Origin of the sequence: Vibrio algivorus (assembly GCF_030161215.1) — a bacterium.
Taxonomy (GTDB): Bacteria; Pseudomonadota; Gammaproteobacteria; order Enterobacterales; family Vibrionaceae; genus Vibrio; species Vibrio algivorus.
Genome location: NZ_BSPV01000009.1, coordinates 282,859 through 300,032, shown reverse-complemented (window position 1 = coordinate 300,032; position 17,174 = coordinate 282,859). Strand labels below are relative to the sequence as shown.

General features: G+C 40.6%; 13 protein-coding genes. 4 read left to right on the top strand and 9 right to left on the bottom strand.

Annotated features, from left to right (window positions below; translation table 11 throughout):
* Positions 1–207: 207 nt before the first annotated feature.
* Positions 208–816: a VOC family protein gene (locus QQJ93_RS13750; RefSeq protein ID WP_089123266.1), complete on the bottom strand. Its 609-nt coding sequence runs from the start codon at positions 814–816 to the stop codon at positions 208–210.
* A gap of 413 nt (positions 817–1,229) precedes the next feature.
* Here QQJ93_RS13750 and argS point away from each other — a divergent pair, with 413 nt between their 5' ends.
* The gene (argS, locus tag QQJ93_RS13745) at positions 1,230–2,963 is read left to right on the top strand and encodes an arginine--tRNA ligase (RefSeq protein ID WP_089123267.1); all 1,734 of its coding nucleotides are present in this window, start codon (positions 1,230–1,232) and stop codon (positions 2,961–2,963) included.
* A gap of 115 nt (positions 2,964–3,078) precedes the next feature.
* On the top strand, positions 3,079–3,507 hold the full coding sequence (locus QQJ93_RS13740; protein WP_089123268.1) for an HIT family protein: 429 nt from the start codon (positions 3,079–3,081) through the stop codon (positions 3,505–3,507).
* A gap of 106 nt (positions 3,508–3,613) precedes the next feature.
* Here QQJ93_RS13740 and feoB read toward each other — a convergent pair whose 3' ends face one another.
* From feoB to znuA, 5 genes are all read right to left on the bottom strand, one after another.
* Positions 3,614–5,902 carry a Fe(2+) transporter permease subunit FeoB gene (gene feoB, locus QQJ93_RS13735; protein ID WP_089123269.1) on the bottom strand — a complete coding sequence of 763 codons (2,289 nt, stop codon included), beginning with the start codon at positions 5,900–5,902 and terminating at the stop codon, positions 3,614–3,616.
* The gene (locus tag QQJ93_RS13730) at positions 5,892–6,128 is read right to left on the bottom strand and encodes a FeoA family protein (protein WP_089123270.1); all 237 of its coding nucleotides are present in this window, start codon (positions 6,126–6,128) and stop codon (positions 5,892–5,894) included. Before QQJ93_RS13730 ends, feoB begins: the two co-directional genes overlap by 11 nt.
* 664 nt (positions 6,129–6,792) lie before the next feature.
* Positions 6,793–10,248 carry a helix-turn-helix domain-containing protein gene (locus tag QQJ93_RS13725; RefSeq protein ID WP_089123271.1) on the bottom strand — a complete coding sequence of 1,152 codons (3,456 nt, stop codon included), beginning with the start codon at positions 10,246–10,248 and terminating at the stop codon, positions 6,793–6,795.
* 193 nt (positions 10,249–10,441) lie between these two features.
* Positions 10,442–11,734, bottom strand: a complete 1,293-nt coding sequence (locus tag QQJ93_RS13720) for a peptidoglycan DD-metalloendopeptidase family protein (RefSeq protein WP_089123272.1) — start codon at positions 11,732–11,734, stop codon at positions 10,442–10,444.
* 9 nt (positions 11,735–11,743) lie between these two features.
* Positions 11,744–12,655, bottom strand: a complete 912-nt coding sequence (gene znuA, locus QQJ93_RS13715) for a zinc ABC transporter substrate-binding protein ZnuA (protein WP_244943701.1) — start codon at positions 12,653–12,655, stop codon at positions 11,744–11,746.
* Between the two features lie 172 nt (positions 12,656–12,827).
* Here znuA and znuC point away from each other — a divergent pair, with 172 nt between their 5' ends.
* The gene (znuC, locus tag QQJ93_RS13710) at positions 12,828–13,631 is read left to right on the top strand and encodes a zinc ABC transporter ATP-binding protein ZnuC (RefSeq protein ID WP_089123274.1); all 804 of its coding nucleotides are present in this window, start codon (positions 12,828–12,830) and stop codon (positions 13,629–13,631) included.
* A 3-nt stretch (positions 13,632–13,634) separates the two neighbouring features.
* Complete coding sequence (gene znuB / locus QQJ93_RS13705) at positions 13,635–14,420, top strand: zinc ABC transporter permease subunit ZnuB (protein ID WP_089123275.1); 786 nt, start codon at positions 13,635–13,637, stop codon at positions 14,418–14,420.
* An 85-nt stretch (positions 14,421–14,505) separates the two neighbouring features.
* On the opposite strand, the gene QQJ93_RS13700 is transcribed toward znuB, so the two are convergent.
* The 3 genes from QQJ93_RS13700 to sucC all read right to left on the bottom strand — a co-directional run bounded on the left by QQJ93_RS13700 (position 14,506) and on the right by sucC (position 17,109).
* Positions 14,506–14,883: a VOC family protein gene (locus QQJ93_RS13700; protein ID WP_089123276.1), complete on the bottom strand. Its 378-nt coding sequence runs from the start codon at positions 14,881–14,883 to the stop codon at positions 14,506–14,508.
* A gap of 187 nt (positions 14,884–15,070) precedes the next feature.
* Positions 15,071–15,943: a succinate--CoA ligase subunit alpha gene (gene sucD / locus QQJ93_RS13695; RefSeq protein ID WP_027697012.1), complete on the bottom strand. Its 873-nt coding sequence runs from the start codon at positions 15,941–15,943 to the stop codon at positions 15,071–15,073.
* Positions 15,943–17,109, bottom strand: coding sequence for an ADP-forming succinate--CoA ligase subunit beta (gene sucC / locus QQJ93_RS13690; protein WP_027697011.1), 1,167 nt, complete (start codon positions 17,107–17,109; stop codon positions 15,943–15,945). The genes sucD and sucC overlap by 1 nt, the downstream gene beginning before the upstream one ends.
* Positions 17,110–17,174 lie beyond the last annotated feature (65 nt).

The following is a 17,174-nucleotide window of genomic DNA, read 5'->3' as shown; positions in this document are numbered from 1 at the left end:
ACTTGCCCTTCGGGAGCGTCATCCAAACCTTTATACTGCGTCAGATTGTTTTGAAAGGTGCTTATATTCCTTCGTCAATCTTCCTTGCCTAAAGGTTTGGATGATAGCTCTGAATTCTGCACCTTGAAGTCACTTGGGTATATATCAAAAACAGGGGCGCGCAGTTTTTAGCTGAGCGCCCCTATTAATATTAGAAAGATAGACTCGTTACGCTTGCTCGCTCGCTATCACTTCTTTTAGCGTATGCGGATGTAACTTAATACACACGCCATTTTTCTTGAAAGCAACGGTAGGATTAGCCAAGCGCTCCCCCTCTCCTTGCGGACATGATAATTTTACTTTGATCCCTTTCTCATCCAAGCTCTCCCAATTACTCGATAATTGCGGAAATGCGGCTTTTACCTCTTCGACAAACTCCTGTGTTGTTTGCGCAAAGCTCGGTACAACAAACTCCACATGCTCCCAACCTTCATTCGGATAAGTTTTATCACTTGGATAAGGCAACTCTAAGCATTCAATACTATGATTTTTAACCTGTAATGGCTGAGAAAATTCAATCACAACAATTGGACGTCCGTTAATCATCGCATTGGATATTTGTGTACCTTGCGTTAACCACTCTTGGTGCACGCTTTTTGCCACATTAAAATCATTGATTCGCATCGCTATATGGTCAGCCACAAGAAGCTGAGTATCGATTCCTAACTCATTTGCCAAGCTTAAAATGTCTCCCCAGAAACGAGGTAGATCAACTAGCAATGCTTTGGGAAATAATAATGAATTCGTTGATAAAGAAGTTGATGCTAAAGCAGTCATAGTCGTGGACACCCAAAATATGAAGTTATATCGGGAGTGTATCTGAAATATTTCAGCAACCAAAGCAATAGAAATTGCCAAGCGACTTAAGTGGCGGAGAGATATATCCCGTTGACTTAAAGATGCAGAATTCAGAGTTATCATCTAAACCTTTAGGCAAGAAAGATTGACGAAAGAATGTAAGCACCTTTTAAACCAATCTGACGCGGCATAACGCTTATTTTATTCTTGCTAAAACTCGCACCTTGAAGTGACTTGGGGCTAAATCCAATAAAATCACTTTAAATTGCAGATTAGGTTTTTCATGTACGGGTAAATATTGGTATCATAGATCACATTTTCTAATTAAAAATTTTGACTGGTTGTTGACCGAAAGTACGACCACTCTTACAGCTACTACATAGGAAGCACACGTGAATATTGCAGCCCTTATTAATGACAAAGTATCGAAAGCTCTCGAAGCCGCTGGCGCACCTGCAGGAAGCCCAGCAGCAGTTCGACAATCAGCCAAAGCACAATTTGGTGATTACCAAGCAAACGGCGTTATGGGTGTAGCAAAAAAATTGGGTATGAACCCACGTGAATTTGCGCAAAAAGTGATTGATGTTTTAGACCTAGACGGTATCGCGAGTAAAGCTGAAATTGCTGGCCCAGGCTTCATTAACATCTTCCTAGATCCTGATTTCTTAGCTAAACAAGCCTCTGCAGCATTAGCCGATGAGCGATTAGGCATTGCCACTCAAGAGCAACAAACCATTGTTGCTGATTACTCTGCGCCAAATGTTGCCAAAGAAATGCACGTTGGGCACTTACGCTCTACCATCATCGGAGATGCAGTGGTTCGTACTCTTGAGTTTTTAGGGCACAAGGTAATTCGTGCCAACCACATTGGTGACTGGGGCACTCAATTTGGTATGTTGATTGCCAACCTTGAACGTGTCGAGAAAGAACAAGGTGAAGTTTCAATGGAGCTTGCCGATCTTGAAGGTTTCTACCGCGAATCGAAAAAATTATACGATGAAGATGAAGCTTTTGCGGAACGTGCTCGTGGCTACGTAGTAAAACTACAAGGTGGTGATGAACATTGTGCCAAGATGTGGAAAAAATTGGTCGATGTCACCATGATCCAAAACCAACGTAATTATGACCGTCTAAACGTTTCTCTATCTCGTGATAACGTGATGGGTGAAAGCATGTACAACGATATGCTACCAACCATCGTAGCTGACCTAAAAGCACAAGGTTTAGCGGTAGAAGATGATGGCGCACAAGTCGTCTTCCTAGATGAATACAAAAATAAAGATGGCGAACCTATGGGCGTTATCGTGCAAAAACGTGATGGTGGTTACCTATACACCACTACCGATATTGCTTGTGCAAAATACCGTTATGAAACACTAGGCGCGGATCGCGTGCTGTACTTCATCGATTCACGTCAACATCAGCACCTAATGCAAGCCTGGACTATCGTGCGTAAAGCCGGTTATGTGCCTGAATCTGTTTCTCTTGAGCACCACGCTTTCGGTATGATGCTAGGTAAAGATGGTCGTCCATTTAAAACTCGTGCTGGCGGTACGGTTCGTTTAGCCGATCTTCTTGATGAAGCGACTGAACGTGCGCAAAAACTGATTGAAGAGAAAAACCCTGAGCTTGCGGCGGAAGAAAAAGCCAACATCGCGAACACAGTGGCAATGGCTGCAGTAAAATACTCAGATCTTTCTAAGCACCGTACTACCGATTACATCTTCGATTGGGACAACATGCTTGCATTCGAAGGCAACACGGCTCCTTACATGCAATATGCCTACACTCGTGTAGCGTCTATCTTTGCTAAAGCAGGCATCGATATGAACAGCCTATCTGGCGATATCATGGTTGGTGATGACAAAGAAAAAGCACTGATTTCGAAACTTCTTCAGTTTGATGAAGCCGTGGCATCCGTTGCTCGCGAAGGTCAACCTCACCTAATGTGTAGCTACCTATTTGAGCTAGCGGGTCAATTCTCTAGTTTCTATGAAGCTTGCCCAATCTTGAGCGCAGAAGATGAAGCCGTGAAGCAAAGTCGCTTGAAACTGGCAGCTCTTACGGCCAAAACCATTAAGCAGGGTCTTAACCTACTAGGGATTGAAACCTTAGAACGCATGTAATCAATACGTGTTAGTTATCTATGAACTATCCCCTTGAGCAATCGAGGGGATTTTTTTATCCATTTGGTGATATGCTTTTCTAATACCAAATACAACAACGATATGAAGGTTAATCATGAGCTTTACACTGCATCCTCAATTGCAAAAAGACACTGATGTGATTGGTGAGTTCCCTCTTTGCTTAGCGTTATTACATAAAGAAAATATTGGCCCTTGGGTGATCTTGGTTCCTAAAATTGATGGTCTTCAAGAGTTGCACCATTTACCGATGGAACAGCAGCAGCAATTTCTAGTTGAGTCTCAAACGGTATTTGAAAACCTAGAAAAGTTATTTAATCCTAAGAAGCTCAATTTAGGTGCACTTGGAAACATGGTGCCGCAATTGCATATTCATCATATTGCGCGTTTTGAAACGGATGTAGCTTGGCCTGGTCCAGTTTGGGGAAATACTGAAGGGAAACAACGTTCACCGCAAGAAACTAAAACCTTAATTCAAACTCTTTCAGATGCATTTAAGAGTCAATACTCGCAATTTAGCCGTTAGATTGATACCAATCCTCATAAAATAATAAAAAAGGCTCAGAACTTTCACATTCTGAGCCTTTCTGCTATTCATTATTCGCCAGTCACTTAGTTGACCTCAGCTGCGGTTAGTTAATATTAACCACATCAATTCGAAGTGCTTGCTCTTTTTGCCCAACCTGCTTTAAACGAATATAAACAATCACAAAAGCGATTAGCATCAAACCAATCCATAAGCTACTCGATAATGGATGGGCAACAAAGCTGGTCGCTTGATAATAAATCACCGCTGAAGCATAAGCTAAGAACATCGTCCATAGACCAATGAAGCTAGCGAACTTAGACCCAAATTCACGTACATAAGCCCCCATCGCCGCCACACATGGTGTGTATAACAATATAAATAATAAGTAAGCAAATGCTGCTCCACCGGTAACAAAGTAGGCTTGTAAGTTACCAAAGATACCAGAACTTACGCCTTGCTCTTCTGCTGCGGCAGTTGAATCACCTAAATCGCCAACTTCAATGCCTAAAGGATCACTAAAGCTCAAACCTGCAAGGTTATCAGGGATAGTTTGCAGCGCTTCTTTAAGGCTATCAACTAAGTTAAATTCTGCATCTTCTTCTTGTGGATCTGAATATAGATTATTCAATGTCCCTACTACCGCTTCTTTAGCAAAAATACCGGTAATAATACCAACCGTTGCTGGCCAGTTATCCTGATCAACGCCCATAGGGGCAAATACAGGAGTCACTACTTGTGCCGCTTTAGATAACACTGAGTTTTGACTATCTTCGTTACCAAACGAACCATCTGTTCCTAGTGAATTAAAGAAGCTTAATACCGCGACCACAATAACAATTGTCTTACCAGCACCAAGTACGAAACGTTTTAATTTCTGCCATGTTTTAATAATCACATTACGTATCGTTGGGATTTCATAATCTGGAATCTCCATAATGAAGCTACTACTCTTACCCGGATAAAGCGTTTTCTTGAGTAACATGCCGGTAAATACCGCGGCTAAAATCCCAAGCAAGTAAAGAGCAAACACAACATTTTGGCCGCTGTGTGGAAAGAATGCGGCCGCAAATAGCGTATAGACTGGCAATCGAGCCCCACAAGACATAAATGGCGCCATAGCAGCAGATAGCTTACGTTCGCGCTCTTGGTCCATGGTACGAGTTGCCATAATCGCTGGCACGTTACAGCCAAACCCCAAAATCAATGGAACAAATGCTTTGCCCGGCAAACCAATTTTTTGCATCACTTTATCTAATACAAAAGCAGCGCGAGCCATATAACCAGAGCTTTCTAGTAACGATAAAAATAAATACAAACAAGCAATCACGGGGATAAAAGTAGCAACCGTCTGAATACCGCCACCAATACCATCCGCGAGTACGGTAACTAACCAAACCGGCAAGTGTCCATCGAGTAAGTAATGCCCACCATCAACTAATATTGCCCCAACACCGATATCGAAAAAATCAATAAAGGCACTACCAATATTGATAGAAAACATAAACATTAAATACATAATGCAAAAGAAAACGGGGATACCTAACCACTTATTCAAAATCACTTGGTCAAGTTTCTGTGTGAAGCTCTTACTTAAGGTCGAATCAAGAATACGAACTTGCTTACACACCTCATGCAAGTAGTTATATTTAGCATTTGTGATCGCTAAATCTATGTCAAAATCAGCACCTAGCCTTTCTGACAATGCTTTATGCAGCTCTAAATCATTAGCTGAAAGGTGAGATAGCATTAAGCCATCTTGCTCTAAGGCACGAATCGACATTGCACGAGGAGAAATAATACGCTCAGCAGGCCATAGAGGGTTTAATTCGGCAATAGCTGATTCGATTTGAGATCCGTAATCAAGATGTAGACTTTCAAGTTCAACAGGAGTGTGTGATATTTGATAAAGATCATCTTTAAATTTAGCAACTTGCTGTTTATTGATGGCAGAAAGAATATAAACAGGGCAACCTAATTCTTTCGATAACGCATCAACATCGATCTCTTGGCGCTCTCGATGTAATGCATCAAGTTTATTAAGCACCACGATCATTGGGCGACCTAATTCACGCAATTGCAAAGTCATATATAAACTGCGTTCAAGGCTAGTGGCATCCACCACATTAATAATAAGATCAGCTTGCATGGCCGAAACAGCTGAAGAAGCAATCGACTCATCAATACTATTGGCATCATTAGCACTATCTAATGAATAAATGCCCGGTAAGTCTGTAAGGTTAAATTGCGTTTGCTTATGACTAAAAGAACCGGTTTTTTTCTCAACCGTCACACCAGCCCAGTTACCAACATGTTGCTTAGCACCTGTTAAGCCATTAAATAATGTTGTTTTACCACTATTTGGGTTACCAACAGTTAAAATATTAAAGCTCATTGGTCACCTCAATTTCAATTTCTTCGGCTACTTTGCCTCTTATTGCTAAAGACACTCCACGCACTTCAACTTGTAATGGATCACCTAAAGGGGCTTTACGAATTAAAGTTACAGAAGTATTTGGTAACATACCCATGACCATTAGTTTTTTCCGTATGTCATTTGGTAGTGCATTTAAGTGCACAATATCGGCACTTTGACCCATTTTTAATTCGCTTAATTTCATACTGTAATAAGACCTTTAATGAGAACCATTAGCATTTGCATGCATAATACACTTTATTACATTTTATTTCTTGCGCTAGGTCAATTTATCATTGCATCGAAATCGCAAATTACTGCTTTAATTCTCTGCTATTGGGAAATAAGGCATCTGGTATTTAATGTCAAAATCGTCAGTTCTGTTTTTCGATTTACGTCAAAAACGTCAATTTAAAATATTACTCAAGAAAAAACACCCTCAAACAAAACCAACTAAACCATTGAAATTAAATTAATATTTTAATTTATGAACAAATTGTCGCTAATTTCATATATCTATGTCGTTATTTTTATACGAAAAATAAGTCCTATCCAGTATAAATACATCTATCGATAGCACGTAGTTATCTAACCTTTTTATTCCTGATGTGTATTGTTTATCAATACACTCCGGCAGCAAGCGAAGGTGTCATTACACCCGTGACATGATCCCCCCGGTTATGTCACGTTTTTTTTATTCATAAATATACCCAAGTAACCTCAAGGTGCGAGTTTCAGCAAGATTAAAACAAGCTTTATGCTGCATCTTGAAGTCACTTGAGTATAAAGGCGTGTTGTTTTAAGCAACACGCCCTTATTTGATCTGAGCTTTATGATGAGCCAATCTCTGAGCGATTAGGCTCCCAAAATCACTCTATTGAATTTTCAATAAACTTAGATGGTGATAAGCCAAAGTAATGCTTAAACCTTTGGCTGAAGTATGACGGGTCATTAAATCCGGTTTCAAAAGCAGTATCTGATATTTTCTCACCTGAAATTAATAACTCGCAGGCCTTCTCTAAACGAACTTTTGTCACATAATCCATAAATGCCCCACCAGATAAAGATTTAAACTTTCTTTGTAAGCTTCTCTCTGATACAAACAGCATCTTTGCGGCATGACAGGTACTAAAGTCAGGATCGGAATAATGCTCTTCAACTAATTGATAAACTTTATCAAGCCAGTCATTTTGAACTTTGTTATTCGATTGTTTATTTACATTATGAGTCCCCTGTTGGGACGTTGCTGTTTCAGCAATGCAAGACTCTTCACCAATATTAGTCGGGGGAATACACGCCTCAACAGGCCATGAGATGGATAAGCGAGTTCGGTGTATAAGTTGATTATAATGAAAATTGAAATCCCCCCCACTATGCTCAGCCATTTGAGCAATAGCAGATAAAGAAGTATCTGATAACGTAAATTTAGGCTCAATTCCCACTCTACCAAACTCTTGAGCTTCAAAAGCCTGTATTTCCTCTTCAGCGATTCCTTCTCCCGTATCTTCGATGGAAATAAGGAGTCGACCATCAGCGAGTTTAGCGGAAAGGTGAATAATTTGATTGGCATCTGAACGAATCAAAGCACTCGCCATCAAAGTATTTAAGATCATATCAAGATTAAAATGTTTAACTTTAACCAAACAGCCTTGACTACTATCTTCAACAAGCAAAGTGATCCCTACTTTATCCGCTTCTTGTTGCCAACCTTTCACTACGGCTTTAACAACAAAAGAGACCACTTGCCCATCAAATACCGTGCACTCTGGTGCCTTATTGTCATATAAAGCTAGAATTTGTTCTAAAGGCTCTAGCGCTTGCTCTGCATGGCCTAACGCTGGTGTATTTTTGAGATTACTCTTGTGTAGGTAGTCTTTCAGATCATCAAGGCTTGATTTAGCTTTGGTCACTCGTTCTCCAACCAGTATACGCCGGGTCTGAGCTTGCTTCCTTAACTGCATATTACTGCTAACCAATAATTGACTTTGATGCCTTAATTGCTGAGTTTTCAGGTTAATCAGACGCCTTAACCTTAAGTTGGTTTTCACCATAATTTTAGAACGCCATGCAATCAGCAGTACAATGCTACCAATCAGTAATAAAGCAAAAATAGCCACACTACTCGGAAGTAAATACCAAGGTTTACTCACAATAAAGCTATACCTAGTCCCAGGATGACTCGTTCCAATCTGAGATATTGTCTTTAATTCTAAGGTGTAACGACCTGGTTCTAAATGTTCAAAAGTTAACTGTGAACCTTGAAAGTCGACCCAGTTTTCTTTTTCACTACCGAGTAAACGATATTGCACTTGTGGTACTTCAAAATTCGGCAAAATACCAAATAGTACACTGACAGAACGACCATAATTAACGTGAATATCTTTATTAGTTTGCGGTGCGACCATTAACACTGAGTGCTCGACCTGAAACTCACCGACCAAAACATCATTAGTGGGTAACTCTGCTTGAATGAGTCTCTCTGTTGAAGCAAACACAAGGCCAAGACGAGTAGTGAGTACTAAGGTTTTTCCATCGGGTGATACACTACAGCCATTGGGAAGAAACTCGTTGGCCACGATACCAAATGGCGTCGGGAAATAATGAGAAAGCGCTGCAGTTTGATCATAATAATGGATACCTTTAGTCGTGGTAACCCAAGTACCTAGTTTCGAATCAATAACGCAAAGAGGGGTACTATTTGAGTGAGGTAGGCGAACCTTAATTGCATTGAGATCGTTCTCTTGCATGAGCAATAAGCCGTAGCCACTCGCGCTCCAAACCTGATGATTAACCGACTCAGTGAGAGAGATCACATCACCGTAATCCGCACTTCTAGCGTCAAAGGTTACCGCTTGGTTATTATATTTATAGACCCCATGATCCGTACCAATCCAGAATTTTCCACTATTCCCCGGATAAAGACTAGTAATCGTAGATGGTCCATATTGATCCACCATCCATTCAAGCCCTAGTTCATCGGTCATCTTCTGCTTCGGTGAATAACGATACAGCCCAAGTTCATTTGCGATCCAGATATCACCCTGATGATCAGCAATTAGATGAGAAATACGCCTTCCTGCCCATTTATTTTGTTTGCGGATCACATTTGTGGCACCAGAATCAGTATCATAGCGTATAAGTTTATCACCTTGGCTTAACCATAAAATGCGCCCAAACTGACTAATATGAGAGACATTGTAATCTAACAACTTTTCGACTTTATTTTCTTTATCGTCAACCTGGCTTGCCGTTACTTTAAATAAACCTAAGTTACTTGCCAGCCATGCTGTTCGGTCATTAATTGCGATTACATCATTAATATGCAAGTAAGGTAGATTGTATTTTTCTCGCCCAAAGCGGACTCGTTTAAATAAGCCGCTAGCCTGGGAGTAGTAATTGATACCTTTAGCCGTAGCAATCCAAACACCACCTTTATCATCAGCACTTAGCCCCATGATATTGTTACTAGATAAAGCCAAATCATCTTGATAACTGCCATAAATATGTTTCGTCAATTGAGTGTCTAATTGATGAACAAACAAACCTTTTTTAGTACCGACCCAATAATCATTAGGGGTAATTAAGATAGTTTGAACCTGGCCTGAAGCAATCATCTCAACATCAGGTTTGATGGTTGCCATATTAAGGCGAAAAGCTCCACTTTGTGTTCCAACCAATAAGTGTAGATTTTTTTTATCAAAAGCTAATTGATTTATATTGGAAAATTGCTTAGATAGCACTCGTCGAATGCCTGTTTTATCTAAATAGAAAAGCGATTGATTGGTCGCCACTACCCACTTTCCAGCAACTAAAGTGGCACTGACAATACCACTATTGTCTCTGGTTGAACCTTGGGTAATTTGTGATACAGGAATGGTACGGTGCTCACCAGTGTGAGTATCAAAGGTATGAAAGTGGTGACTACCATATAGCCACACTATTTGTTCAGATTGCCCTATCGCTTGAAATAATTCTTTCTTTGAATTTTCAAACACCACTTCCTTATGACCAATATTATCAACTTTAAGTAAACGCTCACTATCAATATACCAAAAGTATCCTGATGCGTAGGTTACATGGTTAGTATCATGATTAAATGCACGCCCTGGAAGCAGTGAAAAATGTTGGCCATCAAAGTAGTAAATTTGATTTTGAGTATCTTGAACCCAAACGCCCCCTTTTTCGTTCGGAAACAATTTTTTTGCCGTTAAAAAATGCCCTTGCGCTTGGCTTGGTAGAGAATAAAAAATGGAATCTGTTTCTATTGCATTGACGGAAAAAGAAACGACTAGCAACACTAAAAACCGAAAAATACGCAAAGTCACAAACTGCCTTTAAAGATTACCAAGCGGGACACAACAAAATTATGGCACATTAATCATCAATTTAAACAGATATTTTGCGACAATTAATATGTTGGTGATCCAGTGCATGTTAATAGTGAGTTACGTTGAATAAAACGAGATCTGGTCATAGCAATATACTCAGTAACTTGGGTATAGAAACTATCAACCGAGTTTAAAATTGTTCATGCAATAGTGACATCCGAGCTTTCACTTGTTCATCAAATTCAGGAGTCAGCTCAAGTGATATACTTGTTTGCTTAGGTAGAGGCGCAAGCATCGCATCAAGTGGTTGGCCATTTTGACGTAGCTCATAATGTAAATGCGGCCCAGTAGAGCGTCCTGAATTACCCGTTAGTGCAATTTTTTGCCCTCTCTTGATCCGATCGCCTACCTTTACAAGCGATTGGCTCAAGTGGAAAAAGTGCGTACTGTAAATGCGGCCATTACTGAGCACGATATATTTACCGGCTAACGGATGATCACCGACTTTTTTTACAACGCCATCTCCTGTTGCATATACTGGAGTACCAACTGGGGTGGCCAAATCGGTGCCATAGTGAGGGGCATATTGATGGGTAACAGGATTTAAACGATGAGGATTAAACTCTGAACTCACCGGATAAAAACGCTTCAAAGGTAATCTATCCAGTGTTTTCTCAACACTCACACCATCGGAATGATAAAAACGTCCATCACTAAAACGCACGACTTGAATATCTTTCCCTCTATGTTGATACCAAATTGCCATCACCTTACTGGCTCCAACACTTTGCCCACCAATAACGCTCTGTTCTAATTCAACGAAAAACTTATCTCCTATCGTCACAGGTGAAGTCACATCAATTTGCCAGTACAAGGCCGTCGCGATAGTTTGAATTTGTTCTTGAGTTAAACCAATAGCCTGTGCACTTTGATAGAAATTACGCCCAACGACCCCAATTTTAACCAGAGATTGAGTTTCGGAAGAAGCAACTAGAGGAGTAAATAAAAACTGGTCATTTACTTTGGTGTATAAACTGCTTAAGCGAGCATTTCGGTAGATTTGCAATGAAAGTAAAGCCCCGGAGTCATCTTGGACCCAATCAACAACTTGCCCTTCAACTACCGCTATTGCTTGTGGACGAGCTTTAATCATCAACAGTAAATCATTGTGATCTAACCCATAAAGCTTAAAAATATCAGAGAGTGTTTCACCTGCTTGGACTTTGTGACTATGATTAAGTTGTTCTTGTTGCTGATCAATAGCATCTTTATCTAAGGTTAAATTAGGATCATCACGCTCCAAAATTGCTTCAGAAAATACGTTTTGTGATGAACTTAAAGAAGCATCAGTATGTAATGAGAATATAGAGCGGTGGAAGAAGAGGTGAAAAAAGAGAGTAATAACCAGTACCAATAACAAAAGCAGCCACATCCATAGACGAAGCTGCTTTTTATAACCTACCTTTTGGTACTTCTTGTGCAAAAATATTCCTTAACGAGTAAGGCACTGACTAAAACTGGTTCCGAGATCTTGTAAGTATTGGAAATAAGCGCCAGGCTTTACTTCATAATCAGTCGCGAGTGGATCTAATATACCATGATTTACACTAGTGCCACGGGTTACAGAATCAATCACGGCAGGCGTAAATTGCGGTTCAGCAAAAACACAATACACTTGATTTGTCTGAAGTGCGTTTCTAATAGCAATTAAGCTTTTTGCTCCAGGTCGGCGATCAGGAGAAACCGTAAATGCGCCCAAATGATTGAGGCCAAAGTAATCTTCATAGTAACTGTAAGCATCATGAAAAACATAATAACCATTGTTTTTTACTGGTGCGATTTCTTGCTTCACTTGTGCGATGGTCGTATTCAAATGTTGAATGAACTCCGCGTAATTTTGAGCATACTGTTCACTATGCTCAGGATCAATTACACTCAGTTTATCCGAAATCACTTTAGCCATTTGCTGAGCTTGAACTGGGCCTAACCACAAATGCGGGTTATAGTTACCATGATGGTGGTGTCCATCATCATGTGCTTCGTGCTCATGGTCGTGATCTTCATGACCGTGTTCATCATGCTGATCATAAACGATTTTATCTATTTTCTCAGACAGATCCAATTGCAGAGTATTATTATTCCCCTCTAGCACGCCTTCCAAAAATGATTCTAGCCCAGGACCAACCCAAATAAATAAATCGACAGATTTCAATTTACGCACATCAGAAGGTTTTAATGCATAGTCGTGAGGAGAGGTATTATTAGCAAGTAATACCTGGGTATCTGCGACACCTTTCGTTAACTCTTGAGTGATCAATTGCAATGGCTTAATGGATGTCAGTACTGATATTGGCTGTTCTTCACTTTTTGACCAAGCAGCATGTGAGACAAAACCAAATATCATTACAACCGCGATCCATGCTTGTGATAAAATGCGTTGCATTCGTTTCTCCAAATAGAATGTTTTCATCAATTGCTATAGTTATGACGATTCATAACGAGAACAATTGATAGTTATGGTAATCATTTTACATAATGTTACTATATAACATTACACATCATCAAGCTGGTTAACAATGTCTGAATTAATTCGTCTCGACAACATCACTGTTAAGTTCAACGATAAGTCGGTGCTCGATAATATTAGCCTGGCCATAAATAAAGGTGAGATCACCACAATTATTGGTCCTAATGGTGCAGGAAAGTCTACACTCGTTAAAATTATGCTCGGCTTAATTAAATCGACTTCCGGTACTATTACTAGAAAAAATAAATTACGTATTGGCTATGTACCACAAAAGTTGCGCTTAAATGACAGCCTCCCTTTGACCGTCGACCGCTTTCTAAAGCTTGCAGGACGCTATAGTGTGAATGAACGTATGGAAGCTTTACGTTTAGTCGGTGCTGAAAGTTTATATAAAAATGATATGCATAAGCTATCTGGTGGGGAAAACCAACGCGTACTACTTGCTCGCGCATTACTCCAGCGTCCAGATTTATTGGTTCTTGATGAGCCTGCTCAAGGTGTGGATGTGCAAGGACAAATTGATTTATACACTTTAATTAACTCATTAAGACAACGCTTTCGTTGTGCCGTTCTGATGGTATCCCATGACCTACATCTCGTTATGGCTCAAACCGACGAAGTTATTTGTTTACACCACCATATTTGCTGCTCTGGTGCGCCAGAAGCAATTACCAAGCACCCTTCTTATATCGCTATGTTTGGTCAAACCGCCAAAGATACATTAGCGTTTTATCATCATAATCATCGACATCATCACGATCTATCTGGTGACGCTATCGAAGGTGAACCAGAAGCTTGCTCACATACTCACTGTGCTCATACTTCAACTCACCAGCAAAAACGTGGACACTAACCCATGCTTGATATTTTATTACCTTCTATTTTAGCCGGACTAGGTATCGCAATTATTTCCGGGCCACTTGGCTCGCTAGTGGTATGGCGAAAAATGGCTTACTTTGGTGACACTTTAGCTCACGCTTCACTGCTAGGCTTAGCGCTCGGCTTTTTATTAGATATCAATTTATATTTAGCTTTAGTGGTATGTTGCCTTGGGCTAGCAGTTTTACTTGCCGCATTACAAGAACAAAAAGTGATCGCCACAGATACTTTACTCGGGATTTTAGCTCATAGTGCTCTGTCTCTCGGGTTAGTAGCTGTGAGCTTCTTAGATAATGTGCGTGTCGATTTAATGAGTTATTTATTTGGTGATTTATTAGCCATAAGCCCATCTGATCTCACCTTTGTCTACCTTGGTGGTGCAGTCATCATGGCTTTGCTCGTCATCTTTTGGCGCGCGTTACTATCCACTTCGATAAGTGAAGAGCTCGCAAGTGTAGAAGGCATTAATGTTCCGTTTATGCGAGTAGTCTTAATGTTACTCGTCGGGCTTGTGATTGCCGTAGGAATGAAGTTTGTTGGTGCATTAATTATTACTTCGTTATTAATTATTCCTGCAGCTACAGCAAGACGCTTTGCACATACACCGGAGCAAATGGCAATTGGTGCTTCTTGTATTGGGATGATAGCGGTTCTATGTGGGCTATCACTTTCTTGGTTCTATGATACACCTGCGGGCCCTTCTGTGGTTATTTCGGCAACCGCGATGTTTATGCTGAGCCAGTTAAAACCTCATAATAACTAGGTCGCTTAAGGTTAAGTGACTTAACACAGCTTAAAACACTGAATCAAGCCGGATGTTACCTAACTCCGGCTTCAATGTATTTCTATTAAGCTAAGCGGTGTGTTCCACAAAGTTTATTCCCCGCCGGATCCCGTAAGTAAGCCAGATACAAACGACCGGCTACTCCATTTCGCTCACCCGGAGGCTCTTCACAGGTAATTCCACCATTTGCTACACCAGCATCATGCCATGTATGTACAAGTTCAGGCGTTGCAATAGCAAATCCGAAAGTCGAACCATTACCATGGCTAGCAGCCTCACCATTCAATGGTTTCTTAATAATAAAGATTCCAGTTGGTGTAGCATAAACACAACTATCGCCTTTAATAATACCTGGCTCGTATCCCAGTGTACCTAAAATTGCATCGTAGAATTTTTTAGAAGCTTCAAGATCAGTAGCACCAAGCATGATATGACTAAACATAGTTATTCCTTTCAATAAGTGAATATGTATTGTATATCCAAGTGACTTCAAGGTGCAGAATTAAGAGCTATCATCTTGAAGTTACTTGGGTATATCTACTCCACTGTATCTATTTATATATAAAAAAACCAATAAAAAAGGCCATCCGAAGATGACCTTTCATACTAAAAAATATACGGCATTAAAATTACCAGCCAGTCACTTCTTTTAGTGCATCACCAATTTCTGCTAATGACTTAGTTGTTTTTACACCGGCGGCTTCAAGTGCTGCAAACTTATCTTCAGCAGTACCTTTACCACCAGAGATAATCGCACCAGCATGGCCCATACGTTTGCCTGGAGGAGCAGTTACACCCGCAATGTAAGAGACTACAGGCTTAGTAACATTCGCTTTAATATAAGCAGCCGCTTCTTCTTCTGCAGTACCACCAATTTCACCAATCATTACGATTGCTTCAGTCGCGGGATCGTTTTGGAACATTTCCAATACATCGATGAAGTTAGTGCCTGGAATTGGATCACCACCAATACCAACACAAGTCGATTGACCAAAACCTGCATCGGTTGTTTGTTTTACTGCTTCGTAAGTTAGAGTACCGGAACGTGAAACAATACCTACGCGACCTGGCTTATGAATATGACCAGGCATGATACCAATCTTACATTCACCCGGAGTAATCACACCTGGGCAGTTAGGACCAATCATACGAACGCCGGTTTCTTCTAGCTTCACTTTTACATCAAGCATATCAAGCGTTGGGATGCCTTCGGTGATCGTTACAATCAGTTCAATACCCGCATCAATCGCTTCTAAAATAGCGTCTTTACAAAAAGCAGCTGGTACATAGATAACCGTTGCCGTTGCGCCGGTCGCTTCTACCGCTTCACGAACCGTATTGAATACTGGAAGACCTAGATGTTCAGTACCGCCTTTACCTGGAGATACACCACCTACCATTTGTGTTCCATAAGCAATAGCTTGTTCTGAGTGAAACGTACCTTGACCGCCAGTAAAACCTTGGCAAATAACTTTGGTATCTTTATTAATTAGTACTGACATTATTTGCCCTCCGCCGCTTTAACTACTTGAACTGCTGCATCTTTAAGAGATGTTGCTGCAATGATATCTAAACCAGATTTAGCCAATACTTCACGACCAAGTTCTGCGTTAGTCCCTTCAAGACGAACCACTACTGGCACTTCAACACCGACTTCTTTCACAGCACCGATAATACCTTCTGCAATCATGTCACAACGAACGATACCACCAAAGATATTTACTAGAACCGCTTTAACATTAGTATCAGATAAGATGATCTTGAATGCTTCAGCAACACGTTCTTTGGTTGCGCCGCCGCCTACATCAAGGAAGTTTGCTGGCTTACCACCGTGTAGGTTTACGATATCCATCGTACCCATTGCAAGACCAGCACCGTTAACCATACAACCTACATTGCCATCTAAAGCAACATAGTTCAGTTCGTATTGTGCCGCATGTGCTTCACGTTCATCTTCTTGAGATGGATCGTGCATTTCACGCAATTTTGGTTGACGGTACATTGCATTTGAATCAATGTTAATTTTACCGTCTAGACACAATAGATCGCCTGAACCGGTAATAACCAATGGGTTAATTTCAAGTAGCGCTAAATCGTACTGTGCAAACATCGTACCTAGACCCATGAAGATCTGAGTAAATTGTTTGATTTGGTTGCCTTTAAGGCCAAGTTTGAATGCAAGTTCACGTCCTTGGTATGCCTGAGGGCCAACCAATGGATCAATCGCGGCTTTATGAATAAGTTCTGGCGTTTCTTCTGCCACTTTTTCAATTTCAACACCACCTTCCGTTGATGCCATGAACACGATACGACGTGTACCACGGTCAACGACTGCACCTAGGTACAATTCATTCGCGATGTCTGATGCTTCTTCCACCAAAATTTTTGTTACTGGTTGGCCGTTAGCATCTGTTTGATAAGTTACTAAGTTTTTACCTAGCCACTTTTGCGCAAATTCTTTTACACCATCTTTGGTGTCGTGCAGTTCTACACCGCCAGCTTTACCTCGTCCACCAGCATGTACCTGACATTTAACCACTTTTTTAGCGGTATTAATGCGACCTGCTGCTTCATAAGCTTCAAGAGGAGTATTGCAAGCGTAACCTTCCGGTACTGGCAATCCGAATTCAGCGAACAGCTGTTTAGCTTGATATTCATGCAAATTCATTGTGCTATTTCCATTTCGTTATCCGTGAGGATTTATTATTTCCATTGGCATTTAATTTAAGTAAG

Excerpts from the sequence above, each read along its gene's own strand:
- QQJ93_RS13750 (WP_089123266.1), bottom strand. The coding sequence starts at position 816 with ATGACTGCTTTAGCATCAACTTCTTTATCAACGAATTCATTATTATTT.
- QQJ93_RS13740 (WP_089123268.1), top strand. The coding sequence starts at position 3,079 with ATGAGCTTTACACTGCATCCTCAATTGCAAAAAGACACTGATGTGATT.
- feoB (WP_089123269.1), bottom strand. The coding sequence starts at position 5,902 with ATGAGCTTTAATATTTTAACTGTTGGTAACCCAAATAGTGGTAAAACA.
- QQJ93_RS13730 (WP_089123270.1), bottom strand. The coding sequence starts at position 6,128 with ATGAAATTAAGCGAATTAAAAATGGGTCAAAGTGCCGATATTGTGCAC.
- znuA (WP_244943701.1), bottom strand. The coding sequence starts at position 12,655 with ATGATATTTGGTTTTGTCTCACATGCTGCTTGGTCAAAAAGTGAAGAA.
- znuC (WP_089123274.1), top strand. The coding sequence starts at position 12,828 with ATGTCTGAATTAATTCGTCTCGACAACATCACTGTTAAGTTCAACGAT.
- znuB (WP_089123275.1), top strand. The coding sequence starts at position 13,635 with ATGCTTGATATTTTATTACCTTCTATTTTAGCCGGACTAGGTATCGCA.
- QQJ93_RS13700 (WP_089123276.1), bottom strand. The coding sequence starts at position 14,883 with ATGTTTAGTCATATCATGCTTGGTGCTACTGATCTTGAAGCTTCTAAA.
- sucD (WP_027697012.1), bottom strand. The coding sequence starts at position 15,943 with ATGTCAGTACTAATTAATAAAGATACCAAAGTTATTTGCCAAGGTTTT.
- sucC (WP_027697011.1), bottom strand. The coding sequence starts at position 17,109 with ATGAATTTGCATGAATATCAAGCTAAACAGCTGTTCGCTGAATTCGGA.